The 13,572-nt window shown below is 39.0% G+C and carries 10 protein-coding genes and 2 pseudogenes; 9 read left to right on the top strand and 3 right to left on the bottom strand.

What is annotated here, in order from left to right; genetic code table 11:
* Positions 1-78 precede the first annotated feature (78 nt).
* Positions 79-456 carry a YacL family protein gene (locus HMPREF0027_RS06745; RefSeq protein WP_044024341.1) on the top strand — a complete coding sequence of 126 codons (378 nt, stop codon included), beginning with the start codon at positions 79-81 and terminating at the stop codon, positions 454-456.
* A 58-nt stretch (positions 457-514) separates the two neighbouring features.
* Here HMPREF0027_RS06745 and gltS read toward each other — a convergent pair whose 3' ends face one another.
* Positions 515-1,732, bottom strand: a complete 1,218-nt coding sequence (gene gltS / locus HMPREF0027_RS06740; protein WP_005623378.1) for a sodium/glutamate symporter — start codon at positions 1,730-1,732, stop codon at positions 515-517.
* Between the two features lie 260 nt (positions 1,733-1,992).
* Between gltS and HMPREF0027_RS06735 the strand changes: the two are divergent.
* From HMPREF0027_RS06735 to lptD, 5 genes and pseudogenes are all read left to right on the top strand, one after another.
* Positions 1,993-3,652 (top strand): annotated as a pseudogene (locus tag HMPREF0027_RS06735) (putative transporter).
* Between the two features lie 154 nt (positions 3,653-3,806).
* On the top strand, positions 3,807-4,385 hold the full coding sequence (gene yihI, locus HMPREF0027_RS06730) for a Der GTPase-activating protein YihI (RefSeq protein ID WP_005623369.1): 579 nt from the start codon (positions 3,807-3,809) through the stop codon (positions 4,383-4,385).
* A 14-nt stretch (positions 4,386-4,399) separates the two neighbouring features.
* Positions 4,400-4,867: a DUF2489 domain-containing protein gene (locus HMPREF0027_RS06725; RefSeq protein WP_005623367.1), complete on the top strand. Its 468-nt coding sequence runs from the start codon at positions 4,400-4,402 to the stop codon at positions 4,865-4,867.
* A 30-nt stretch (positions 4,868-4,897) separates the two neighbouring features.
* Positions 4,898-6,265 carry an oxygen-independent coproporphyrinogen III oxidase gene (hemN, locus tag HMPREF0027_RS06720; RefSeq protein ID WP_005623365.1) on the top strand — a complete coding sequence of 456 codons (1,368 nt, stop codon included), beginning with the start codon at positions 4,898-4,900 and terminating at the stop codon, positions 6,263-6,265.
* A gap of 66 nt (positions 6,266-6,331) precedes the next feature.
* Positions 6,332-8,662, top strand: coding sequence for an LPS assembly protein LptD (gene lptD, locus HMPREF0027_RS06715; protein WP_005623363.1), 2,331 nt, complete (start codon positions 6,332-6,334; stop codon positions 8,660-8,662).
* 151 nt (positions 8,663-8,813) lie between these two features.
* Here lptD and purH read toward each other — a convergent pair whose 3' ends face one another.
* Positions 8,814-10,403, bottom strand: a complete 1,590-nt coding sequence (gene purH / locus HMPREF0027_RS06710; RefSeq protein ID WP_044024339.1) for a bifunctional phosphoribosylaminoimidazolecarboxamide formyltransferase/IMP cyclohydrolase — start codon at positions 10,401-10,403, stop codon at positions 8,814-8,816.
* A gap of 164 nt (positions 10,404-10,567) precedes the next feature.
* Between purH and HMPREF0027_RS06705 the strand changes: the two genes are divergently transcribed.
* Positions 10,568-10,837: a GNAT family N-acetyltransferase gene (locus HMPREF0027_RS06705; protein ID WP_044024338.1), complete on the top strand. Its 270-nt coding sequence runs from the start codon at positions 10,568-10,570 to the stop codon at positions 10,835-10,837.
* Between the two features lie 32 nt (positions 10,838-10,869).
* Here the strand turns inward: HMPREF0027_RS06705 and dacB are convergent.
* A pseudogene (gene dacB / locus HMPREF0027_RS06700) lies at positions 10,870-12,311 on the bottom strand (serine-type D-Ala-D-Ala carboxypeptidase).
* 94 nt (positions 12,312-12,405) lie between these two features.
* Between dacB and greA the strand changes: the two are divergent.
* Positions 12,406-12,882, top strand: coding sequence for a transcription elongation factor GreA (gene greA, locus HMPREF0027_RS06695; protein WP_005623352.1), 477 nt, complete (start codon positions 12,406-12,408; stop codon positions 12,880-12,882).
* Positions 12,883-13,087: 205 nt separating this feature from the next.
* The gene (locus tag HMPREF0027_RS12635; RefSeq protein WP_338029189.1) at positions 13,088-13,564 is read left to right on the top strand and encodes a KilA-N domain-containing protein; all 477 of its coding nucleotides are present in this window, start codon (positions 13,088-13,090) and stop codon (positions 13,562-13,564) included.
* Positions 13,565-13,572 lie beyond the last annotated feature (8 nt).

Genomic DNA, 13,572 nt, shown 5'->3' with positions numbered 1-13,572 from the left:
CTATCCCAAAAATTTTGTAAATTTAACCGCTTGTTTTCCGCTATAATAAGGCAAATTTACCCATTCAAGGAGTTTGCAATGGAATATCAATTCACACATTCAATTCACGGCGTAGTCGCAAAATGTTCAATGGATCACGAAGCATTTGCTCGTTGGTTAAATACAGAGATTGCGGAGAATTCCCAAGAGATAAACAAAGTTTTAGCGGAAATCGACAAGTGTCGTGCAACTTATCCGAATCCTTATGAATATGTTTTGGAAGGTCGAGAATATAGTTTATTTATTGATGCGGATGAAGTGATGGTGAAAGCAAATAATCTGGATGATGCATTCGATGAATCGCAAATGGAAGACGGATTCCAGTTTTATGATCAAGAAAGTATCGCATTTTGTGGTTTAGAGGATTTTGAAAATTTCTTAAAAGCCTATCAAAAGTTTAGCAAAACTTATCACTAATCTTGTTACAGTAAAAAAGAAAGGGCACTAATTAAAGTGCCCTTTACTTTATAGACTATTAACGTAAGAACTCAACAAACCAAGTAATTACACCTAAGTTTAACAGGTCTACGAAGAACGCACCGACCAATGGTACGATTAAGAAAGCTTTATGTGACGGACCAAAGGTCTCTGTTACAGATTGCATATTAGCTACCGCGGTTGGGGTTGCACCTAAACCGAAACCACAGTGACCGGCAGTTAAAATTGCCGAATCGTAATCTTTGCCCATTACACGGAAGGTCACGAAGTAGCCATATAGAATCATCACTAATGTTTGTACGGTGAGGATAATTAACATTGGTCCGGCAAGACCTGCTAACTCCCAAAGCTTAATGCTCATAAGTGCCATCGCTAAGAATAAGCTTAGTGATGCATTACCGAATACGTCAATCGCACGGTCGAACATATCAAATTTAAATACGGCAGTTAAAACGTTACGTAAAATTACACCGAAACCTAATGCCCATACGAATTGCGGTAAACCTAAATCAGGGAAAGAATTTGCCATGACTGATGAGAATGCTAAACATGCGGCAAATAACGCCATGGTTTCAATGGTTGAAATTGCAGTAATAAAACGCACACTGTCCGCATCTTCAAAAGTACTGTTATCGTACTGTTCCGCTGAAGCATCCACTTTTTTACTATGCTGTTTACGGTCTTTTTTCATTTTATTGACTAAGCGACGAGCAACTGGGCCACCGATTAAACCACCTGCAACTAAACCGAATGTTGCTGATGCTATTGCCATTTCCATAATACCGCTGATGCCATATTGCTCAGAGAAGATTTTTGCCCATGCCGCACCTGTTCCGTGACCACCGGTTAAAGTGATTGAACCGGTAATTAAACCCACAAGCGGATCTAAACCTAATGCTGTTGCAAGACCAACGCCTACCGCATTCTGGATAATAATGAAAGTACCTACGATAATGAGGAAGATCACAAGGGGCATACCACCTTGTTTTAAACGAGAGAAGTCTGCCGATAAACCTACAGAAGCGAAGAACGCTAACATAAATGCGTTTTGTAAGCTTTTTTCAAATTGGAAAGAAATGCCTGTCCAGTTATATAGGCAGAAAATAACGGTTGCTGCGACTAAACCACCGGCTACTGCTTCAGGAATATTAAAGTCTTGTAGAAATTTAATTTTACCAACTAAAAAGCGCCCTACGAGAAGAACGAGTGTAGCAGCAATAAGTGTGTGGTAACCGTTAAGAATTATTGGTTCCATAGGTGCTCCTCTAAAATGTTAAATGAATGTTTAAAAATAGATATTACCCGATACTAGAACAAACATTTTGATTTGTCAAAGGGGTTGGATAAGAAAAATTATTCATAAAATTAGAAAAACTTATCCAATTATCCACATAAATTTTGAGGAAGATCAGTTTTTTGAGTAAACAAGCGCTTATTTCTTGAATTAGTTCGCATTTTTTGTTTTTCGGTTTTAATAAAATTTCCTTAGTCATTATTTTATCGTGGAGGCTCAACATGAGTGATATAGCAATTATAGTAAGCTTATTATCATTAGTCGCCGTATTGGGCTTATGGCTTGGGCACTTAAAGATCAAAGGTGTGGGACTGGGTATTGGGGGCGTTTTATTCGGTGGGATAATCATTTCTCATTTTTCCACATTGTACGGTATTAAAATTGATGCGCATACTTTGCATTTTATTCAAGAGTTCGGTTTGATTTTATTTGTATACTCAATCGGTATTCAGGTAGGACCGGGCTTTTTTGGTTCTTTAAGACAATCCGGCTTAAAGCTAAACGGTTTTGCGATCTTAATTGTGCTGTTAAGTGGTATTTTAGTTGCCTTAATTCACCTTATTTTTGATGTACCTTTGCCGGCTATTTTGGGGATTTTCTCCGGTGCGGTGACTAATACACCGTCTTTAGGGGCGGGTCAACAGGTGTTTGCCGAATTAGGCGGAGAAAATACCACCGCTGTAATGGGAATGAGTTATGCTATTGCTTATCCGTTTGGGATTATCGGTATTTTGCTTTCGATGTGGCTAGTACGAATTCTATTCAAAATCAATATAGACAAAGAAGCCGCTGATTTTGATAATAGCCAAAATCAACAAAAAGAGGGACTTGATACCTTAAATGTTCGCCTAATTAACCCGAATTTAGGCGGACTAAAATTAAAAGAAATTCCTGATTTTGAAAGCCATAAAGTGATTTATTCCCGCTTAAAACGCGGTGAAGAGCTACTTGTTCCTAAAGTAGATACGGTTTTACAACTGGGAGATGTTCTACATTTAGTTGGCGAGAAAGCTATGTTACATAAAATGCAGCTGATCTTAGGGGAAGAAGCGCATATTTCATTATCGACAAGAGGGCGTGCTATCGTTCTGAACGAGCAGTGGTGACTAATGAGAATGTCTTCGGTAAGAAAATACGCCATTTAATGCTAAAAGGTAAGTATGAAGTGGTGATTTCTCGTTTGAATCGAGCAGGGGTAGAACTGATTCCTAATGGTGAAATGACATTGCAGTTTGGTGAAGTACTGAATTTAGTCGGTCATCAAGAAGATATCGAAACGGTGCGAGTGATTATTGGTGACGCGCACCAAAAATTACAGCAGGTGCAAATGTTACCGATCTTTGTTGGGATTGGCTTAGGCGTATTATTAGGTTCCTTACCGCTTTATGTGCTGGGTTTTCCGGTCGCATTAAAATTAGGTCTAGCTGGAGGCCCGTTGGTCGTGGCGCTAATTTTAGCGAGAATTGGTAGTATCGGTAAGCTTTATTGGTTTATGCCACCAAGTGCGAACTTGGCATTACGCGAAATCGGGATTGTATTATTTTTATCTGTGGTGGGGTTAAAGACCGGTGCTAATTTCCTTGATACCTTGCTCAGTCCGGAAGGGCTTTCATGGATGGGATACGGTGCTATTATTACTTTTGTTCCATTAATGGTAACGGTATTGATTGCGCGTATTTATGGCAAGATGAATTATCTTTCATTGTGTGGTTTACTTGCCGGTTCAATGACAGATCCGCCGACATTGGCATTCGCTAATGAAATTAAAGACGGAAACGGTACGGCAGCGCTTTCTTTTATGCGACTGTTTACCCGCTAGCGATGTTTTTACGTATTATTTTACCTCAATTACTCGCTATTTTGTTGTGGGCAGCCAGTTAGTTAAAAGCTTTTAACGATAGATAGCGGTCGAATTTAAAGAAATTTTTGCAAAATTCTCCAAGAATCTGACCGCTATTTTCATTTCATCTCTGTTCAGCAAATCAGATTCCTTGTAGAATAATCGTTTAATTTTTTATAGAAAAGAATAGATATTATGAGCCGTACTAAAAAAACACGTCGTATTACCGACATTATGCCTGCTAGAAAGGCAGATAAAAAACCGGAACAACCTAAATTAGGTGGCGGTAAAAACCGTAAACCTACACGTTATGAACTTGATGCAAAAGCCCGTGAAGAAAAGAAAAAGCGTAAACATAAAGGCTTGCCGACAGGTTCACGTAATGTAGATCCGGCAGAACAGAAAAAAACGGTAGTGAAAGAGGTGAAAGATCTTCGTATCGGTAGCCGTAAGAAAATTCCACTTATGGTCGAATTTGTGAATAAACCGGAGAAAGGTCAAACGATTAAGCCGGTGCCGTTAGAAGAATATAAACCGCATTTATCTCCAGAACTAGAACTTGAACAATTAGAGAATAATGAGATCTTAAATCAATTATTAGATGAAATTGAAGTGGGTAAAACGTTATCGGCTAAAGATCAAAAATTTGTGGATGAATGTTTAGATCGCATTGACGAATTAATGACTGAATTAGGTATCCAAGGCGAGGATGAAGATAACGGTGATACGTTACTTCGCCAATTCGAAACCATGGATATTAACCAATTTAGATAAAATTAAAAAAGCGTATGATTCGATTTTTTCTCCTTATTCTTGCGATATTAGTTGTACTTTCAATGGCAGGATATACGATCTACTTAATGTTGAGATTGCGCAAGCAAAATACTGAACAGAAAGCATTACTTGCACAAGCAAAACAGGCTCAGAAAGCACGTTTCGAGCGAATTATTGACAGTATTGATGTAATTGCGAGAGCTATGCTTTCCGAACAATGTGATTTTTCGGAAGGCGTTTTGCGTTTAAAACCATTACTTGATGTATTAGGCAAACAACTAAGTCAATATCCAGCAATGTGGGCGCTGTATCAAGTTGTCGAAAATATGCCGATTTTAGACGAGCGTAAGGCGTTAAAACGTAATGAACGCATGAAGCAAAATTTACTTCGTCAATCGAAAGAAGTCGAGTTAGAAGAGCAAATTAAAACGGAATGTCATCAATTACTCATTGATATCGCACAGTTGAAGATTACATTATAGTGAGTGACTCCTATCTTTGAAGGAAATCCAATGTCAGAAATTATTTGGGATTTAGCCCTTATCCAAAAATATAACCAATCCGGTCCTCGTTATACGTCGTATCCAACGGCGTTAGAGTTTAGTGAAAGCTACACTGATGATGATTTTAAAGCGGCAGCAGAACGCTACCCGAATCGTCCGTTATCACTTTATGTGCATATCCCATTCTGCCATAAATTATGCTATTTCTGTGCGTGTAATAAAATTATTACTCGTCATCAGCATAAAGTAGATATTTATTTGGACTATCTTGAAAAAGAAATTAAAACGCGTGCTCCACTTTTCACAAATCGTACGGTAACGCAAATTCACTGGGGCGGTGGTACGCCAACATATTTGGATGAAGCACAATCCGAGCGTCTAATGGCGATGCTACGCAAGTATTTTAACGTGAGCGATGATGCTGAAATCAGTATTGAAATGGATCCGCGTGAAATTGAATTGGATATGTTAGATCATTTGCGTCGCATTGGGTTTAACCGTATCAGTATGGGGATTCAAGATTTCAACAAAGAAGTACAAAAATTGGTAAATCGTGAGCAAGACGAAGAATTCATTTTTGCTTTAATGAAACGTGCGAAAGAGCTTGGTTTCACTTCCACCAATATTGATTTGATTTACGGTTTACCAAAACAAAATGTCGAAAGCTTTATGTATACGTTTGAGCGTGTTATTGAGCTGAACCCAGATCGTATGAGTGTGTTTAACTATGCGCATTTGCCAAGTCGCTTTGCCGCGCAAATCAAAATTAAAGGCGATATGTTACCGCCTCCGGAAACCAAATTAGCGATTCTACAAAAAACGATCGAGTTTTTAGGTGATAACGGCTATAAATTCATTGGTATGGATCACTTTGCTAAACCGGATGATGAGCTTGCCATTGCGCAACAGCAGGGCGTGTTACACCGTAATTTCCAAGGCTATACTACTCAAGAAGAATGTGATTTGTTAGGCATGGGCGTCTCTGCGATTAGTTTACTTGGCGATACTTACGCACAAAATCATAAAGAATTACAACAATATTACGCGAACGTAGAAGAAGGTGGTATTGCGTTACATAAAGGCTTGGCATTAAGTAAAGATGACTGCGTTCGCCGTGACGTGATCAAAGCACTGATTTGCAACTTTAAGTTGGAATTCGACCGCTTGCAGGCTGAATATCAGATTGATTTTAAACAGTATTTTGCCGAAGACTTAGCGCTACTTGAGCCATTAGCAAAAGACGGTTTATTAGAAATTACCGAAAACAGCATTGTGGTTTCGCCTAGAGGTCGCTTGCTAATTCGTAATATTTGTTTATGTTTTGACGTATATTCAAGACAGCTTGCGAAAAGACAGCAATTCTCAAGAATTATTTAAGTAAAAGGTGTGTTTACATACTTTTAGAATTTACGATGGGTTAGTCCATCCACATAAGGAACTATTATGAAAACTCGTTATAGTGTTCTTTCTGTTGCAATGATGACAGCGTTTTATGCTCAGTATGCGCAAGCGGATTTGAGAGAACAGTGTCTATTAGGCGTACCGCATTTTCAAGGTGAAGAAATTCAGGGCGATCAAACCTTGCTACCGGTTGAAATCGAAGCGGATAGCGCAGTGATTAATCAGCCTAAAGATGCGACTTATACCGGTGATGTTGCGATTAAACAAGGTAACCGCTCTATTCTTGCAGATGAAGTACGAGTAGAACAAAACGGTGAACAGTCTCGCCGAGCATTTTTGAAAGGGAAATATCAATATCAAGATAATCTTATTCAAGCGCAAGGTCGTGATGCGGCAATGGATCTCAGTGCCGAAACGGCAGACTTACAGAATACCGAATTCCAATTAGTGGGGCGTCAAGGGCGAGGCACTGCGGAAAGTGGGTCATTTAGTAAGAATAAACGTATTTTAAAAAATGCTACTTTTACTGCGTGTTTGCCGGATGATAATGCGTGGTCGATTGAAGGCAACGAAATGATTCAGCATGTTGATGAAGAATATGCTGAAATTTGGCACGCACGTTTTAAAGTGCTAGGTATGCCGATATTTTATTCTCCATATTTGCAATTTCCAATTGGCGATCGCCGTCGTTCAGGGTTATTGATTCCAAGTTTTAGCCGTTCTAGCAAAGATGGCTTTACTTATTCACAGCCGTTTTATTGGAATATTGCGCCGAATATGGATGCAACGATTACACCGACCTATTATTCACGCCGAGGCTGGCAAATTAGTCCGGAATACCGTTATTTAACCCAATTAGGTGAAGGTATTATTGCGGGCGAATATATGGGTAAAGATCGTTTAGACGAATATAAGCCGGATGGTAATGACCGCAAGCGTTATTTAATGCACTGGCGCCATAATATGAGTTTCTTAACTGATTGGCGTTTATATGTGGACTATACCAAAGTAAGTGATAAACGCTACTTCTCTGATTTTGATTCGGAATACGGTAGCAGTACAGATGGCTACGCTACTCAGCAATTTAAATTAGGTTATTATCAACCAAATTATAATTTATCGATTTCGGGTAAAAAATTCCAAACATTCGATGAGCTGGATGTAGGACCATATCGCGTATTACCGCAAATTGATTTTAATTACTATAAAGATGATCTAGTAAAAGGAAGCAATTTTAAGTTTTTCGCACAAGTTGCTCGCTTTGAGAATGATAGTCCATTAATGCCGAAAGCGTGGCATTTTCATGTCGAGCCGACACTGAATTTCCCGTTTGCAAACCGTTATGGTAGCTTAAATTTCGAAACAAAGCTTTATGCAACCCATTATATTCAAGAGAAGGGTAACAGTAATCAAGCGGGTGAAATTGATAAAAATGTTACTCGTGTTATTCCTCAAGTAAAAATTGATCTTCAAACGGTACTAGAAGCAGATAAACAATTATTTAAAGGATTCAATCAAACATTTGAACCTCGAGTCCAATATGTTTATCGCCCATATAAAGATCAAAGTAATATTGGTTCAAGCTTAAATCGAAGTGTAAGTTTTGGTTATAACTCTACGTTATTGCAGCAGGACTTTTATAGCTTCTTTAATGATCGTTCATTTAGTGGTTTAGATCGTATTGGATCAGCAAATCGCCTGACAGCAGGTGGAACAACACGCTTTTATAGCGATAAAACAGGTGCTGAAGTGTTTAATTTTAGCGCAGGACAAATGTACTATTTAAGTCCGTCTAAAATTTCTGATGATTTCCGTACTACAGGTCGATCATCTTCATGGGCATTGGAATCTAACTGGAAGTTCCATCGTAAGTGGAATTGGCACGGAGCTTATCAGTATGATACGCGTTTAAACCGAACCTCGTTAGCTAATACGTCATTACAATATAAACCAAGCCAAGATAAGCTTGTTCAGCTCAATTATCGTTTTGCAAGTAAAGATTATATTAATCAGAACTTGCGTAGCAATGCGTATGGACAAGATATTAAACAGGTTGGTGCGGTGGTTGGTTGGGAGCTAACAGATCGCATTGCATTTATGGCAAGTCATTATCATGATATTGCACTCAAGAAACCAGTAGAGAGCCAATTCTCTATGAACTATAACACTTGCTGCTGGAGTGCTAATGTATATGTAGCTCGTAAGCTGACTGCAACGCCAATCGGAGCGCCAGATACCATCAAGGATTTATATTACGATAATAAATTCGGGGTGAATTTTGAATTGCGCTTCGGTACGAATTATAGTAGCGGCGTTCGCAAAATGCTGAAGAAAGGTTTAATTCCTTATACAGAGCAATACGGCATTAACTAATGATATAAAACAAAAGCGAGAAATCTCGCTTTTTTTATGGATGCATCCTAAAGAAAGCGATCTATTTTCCTTTATGTTTTGCAATTCAATTAGAACGGAGGAGGAGAGTTTGCAAAGATTTAGAGAAAATAGACCGCTTGTTCGGACATAATTAGTGACGGAAGTGGCGCATACCAGTTAACACCATTGCCATACTGTGTTCGTTAGCCGCATCAATCACTTCTTGATCTCGCATTGAACCGCCAGGGTGGATTACGCAAGTAATGCCGACTTTAGCTGCCGCATCAATGCCGTCACGGAATGGGAAGAACGCATCTGAAGCCATTACACAGCCTGCAACTTGCAAGCCTTCGTCTTCTGCTTTAATACCAGCAATTTTCGCTGAATATACACGGCTCATTTGTCCAGCGCCGATACCAATAGTTTGACCGTTTTTCGCATAAACAATCGCATTTGATTTTACATATTTTGCGACTTTCCAGCAGAATAATAAGTCTTCAAGCTCTTCTTTACTTGGTTTACGCTCAGATACCACTTGTAAATCGTCAATTGAAACCGAACCTTGATCCGCATCTTGCACTAATAAACCGCCGTTTACACGTTTGAAATCTAAACGTTTTTGTGCTTGAGTAAATTCACCACATTCTAATACACGCACATTTTTCTTCTTCGCAAGCGCTGCTTTTGCCGCTTCTGAAACAGTTGGAGCGATAATCACTTCCACAAATTGGCGATCTGCAATCGTTTGTGCCGTTTCACCGTCTAACTCACGGTTAAATGCAATAATACCGCCGAATGCTGATGTTGGATCAGTTTGGTAAGCACGGTTATAAGCTTTTAAAATGTCTTTACCTAATGCCACGCCGCAAGGGTTAGCGTGTTTCACAATCACGCAAGCTGGCTCTGCAAATTCTTTTACACACTCAAGTGCCGCATCGGTATCAGCAATATTGTTATAAGAAAGCGCTTTACCTTGTAATTGTTTTGCGGTTGAAACAGAAGCTTCTTTCACTTCGTTTTCGACATAGAAAGCCGCATTTTGATGTGAGTTTTCACCGTAACGCATGGTTTGTTTGCGTATGAAATTTAAGTTTAATGTACGAGGGAATTGACCGCAGACTTGCGTTAAATTTTCTTCCTCTGCGCCTTGGTATGGCGGAACAAGTTTACCGAAGTAGTTCGCAATCATTGAATCATATTGTGCAGTATGTTCAAATGCTTTAATCGCAAGGTTGAAACGTGTTTCAAGCGTTAATTCGTTTTGGTTTTGATCCATTTCAGCAAGAATTGCATCAAAATCGTTATTATTTACTACGATCGCCACATCTTTATGGTTTTTCGCCGCAGAACGAACCATTGTCGGACCGCCGATATCAATATTTTCAACTGCATCCGCTAAAGTGCAATTTGGATTCGCAACCGTTGCCGCAAACAGGTATAAGTTCACCACTACCATATCAATACGTTCGATACCGTGTTGGTTCATCACTTCATCATCCGTACCGCGGCGACCAAGAATACCGCCGTGTACTTTCGGGTGCAGGGTTTTTACACGTCCGTCCATCATTTCAGGGAAGCCAGTGTAATCTGATACTTCTGTGACCGGTAAGCCAGCTTCAGCTAAAAGTTTTGCCGTACCACCTGTCGAAAGTAATTTCACACCACGAGCTACAAGCCCTTGTGCAAATTCTACAATACCTTTTTTGTCAGACACACTTAATAACGCCTGTTGAATCGCCATTTTTATAAGTTCCTTAAAATGAGTGTTAAATAAATACCTTTTTATTATAGCGCAAACGTTTGCTTTTTTCATTAGCAAGCGGTCGAATTTGCAAAGTTTTTTGTAAAAATGACCGCTTGCAGGAAACAGAAAGAAGCGTAGAATGCAAAAATATAGGAGGCGTTATGATTAAACATGATTTAGACAATTTTGAGTTTAGCTATCTAACTGAAGAGGGAATCAAAGCCGGAAAATTACGTTATCGTTATATTAAAGATAATGTGATTGATGTTTATACCACCAAAGTGGATGAAGCCTTTCAAGGAAAGGGGATTGCCGGTGAGCTTTATGCTGCATTGATTGCATTTGCTCAAGGAAAAGGGCTAAAAATCAAGCCGAGTTGTAGTTATATTGAAGCAAAAATGCAAAGAAGCCATCAGGATTTAATTGCTTAAGTAAAAGGCGCTCATCAGAGTGCCTTTTGTCATTATTCGTTATAGAGCGCCATATAAAATTTATGTTCAAAATTGCTTAACGGCGCACGTTTAGTTTTACCTTCAAGTTCACCGGTTGAATAGCCATTCACAAACTGCACAAAAGCGATGCGTTCGCCTCGAGCGTTTTTCATAAAGCCCGCCAAATTATATACACCTTTCAAAGAGCCTGTTTTGGCAATTAGATTTTTCGCTAATGGCTCGACGGCAACAGAGCCTCTGCCAGAAATGGTACCGTCCACACCAGCAATTGGAAACGTTTCGAATAATTGTAAGTTTTGCTCATGTTTCGCAATATATTCTAATGCTTGTAACATGGTTGCCGCACTGACTTGATTATGGCGAGATAAACCTGAACCATCTACAACCACACTATTATCGAATTTTATTCCCGCTTTGTTTTTTAATAAATTTCGAACCACGTGACTTGCCAGAGGAAAGGATGCCGGACGATGATGCTGCTGATTGGCAATGGTTCTAAATAAGCTGTCTGCAATGTGGTTATCAGATTTTTTCATCATTTTCTTCAGAAGTTTCGGTAACGGCGCAGACCAATGTTCGGCTAATAATGTGCCGTTTTGTGTATTGAGTGGTTCTTGAAATTTGCCATCAAAAGCGATACCAAGACGTGTCAAATTCGCTTTGATTAGGTTCGCACCGTAACTTGCCGGATCTTGTACCGAGAAACTTAGCCCGAAGGGCTCTGCTTGGCGAGCCATACAGCCTTTTACTTGGTAACGGTTGTTATCATTTACTACCACATCTAATTGGCAATATGGTGCTTGAGCTTTTTCGACAATATAAGCCGAGCTAAATACCTGAACAAGGTAGGCGGCAGGGACATTTACTTTAGCGAACTCCCAACTGTTTGGTCTGCATCTAAGGTTACGTAAAAGCAGTTATTATCAACATTCACCGCTGCCGGTGGCGCACTAAAACACATGGTTAAATCATTCCAAATCCAACCGGCGGCTTTGTCATGGCTGGCAAACACAGCAGTATCCAAGATCAAATTGCCATCAACTCTAGTAATGCCTTGCTTCTTTAATTCGCTAATTAATTGATAAAGCTGACCGCTTGTTAGGTCAGGATCGCCACTAAATTTAGCAATTAAATCGCCTTTTATCACGCCGTTTTCAACTTTGCCGTTGGTAAGCAGTGCAGTTTGAAAACGGAAATCTTGCGGTAATGCTAATTTAGCGGCTAAAGCAGTAAATACTTTTTGAGTACTGGCAGGCAGCATAAAGGTATCGCTTTGATATTGTGCAATAATTTGGTTTGTATCTAGGTTTTTGGCGATAAAAGTAGCAGAACTTCCGGCAGGAAGATAAGTCAAAAGTTCTTGAGTATTGATTTCCGCATAGCTAATGCTTGGGATAAGTAAACTAAACAGAGAGAGTTTTAGCAAGAGTTTGCCGATGGATTTAAACAGCATATAAATTCGGGAGTTGATATTTTTAACAAGACGTTGAATAATAGCCCTTTCACTTATATTCGTAAACCTTAAAATTTTTATAAAAGGATAAATAATGAAACAAATTCCTATGACGGTGCGTGGAGCAGAATTGATTCGTGAAGAATTAGAATTTCTAAAAAATGTTCGCCGCCCACAAATTATTGATGCGATTGCAGAAGCACGTGAACACGGTGACTTAAAAGAGAATGCCGAATACCATGCGGCACGTGAACAGCAAGGTTTCTGTGAAGGTCGTATTCAAGAAATCGAAGGTAAATTAGGTAACGCACAAATTATTGATGTCACCAAAATGGTCAACAACGGCAAAGTTATTTTCGGTGCGACAGTCGGCCTAGTGAATGCGGATACCGATGAAGAAGTGACTTATCGTATTGTGGGTGATGATGAGGCGAATATTAAAGAAGGCTTAATCTCAGTAAACTCACCGATTGCTCGTGGCTTAGTCGGCAAAGAAGTGGACGATTCTGTCAGTATCGTAACTCCGGGCGGTAAAGTTGAATTCGATATTATTAGTGTGGAATATATTTAATTTGGATTCCGTATAGAGTTAAGCGGTTATTTTTCTTCAAAATTTTGTAAAAAATGGAAGAAATATGGCCGCTTTTTTATTGTACTTCTTAAATATTTTTGCGATATAGATCGAGAAATTACGATTCGTTTCTATTCAAAATCGGCAGATTAAAAATATCATTCAGCTGTTTTTTAAATACAGGTGAATGATATGAAAAAAAGAAATACTTAATGCGAATGGGCTTGCTATTAACATTTATACGCAAGATTTCAAAAATGACTATATCAGTTTAACGGATATTGCAAAGTATAAGAGTAATGAACCTAATGATGTGATTCGAAATTGGTTAAGGACTCGAGATACGATTGAATTTTTAGGACTGTGGGAAAGTATACATAATTCAAATTTTAACCCCGTCGAATTCGACGGGTTTAGAAAAGAAGCCGGTGCTAATGCTTTTACGCTTTCTCCGAGTCAATGGATAAATAAAACCCATGCTATTGGTATTGTTTCTAAGTCCGGACGTTATGGTGGTACTTTTGCGCATAGTGATATTGCTTTGGAGTTTGCATCTTGGATTTCAGCGGAATTTAAGTTGTATCTTATTCAGGATTACAAACGCTTAAAATCAGATGAAAATTCTCGGCTTTCATTGAATTGGAATCTAAATAGAGAAATAGCAAAAATTAAGGGGCTGTAGTAGATTAT

Source organism: Actinobacillus ureae ATCC 25976 (assembly GCF_000188255.1).
Taxonomy (GTDB): Bacteria; Pseudomonadota; Gammaproteobacteria; order Enterobacterales; family Pasteurellaceae; genus Actinobacillus; species Actinobacillus ureae.
The sequence above is the reverse complement of the archived record's forward strand: the minus strand, read 5'-3'. Positions and strand labels throughout refer to the sequence as shown.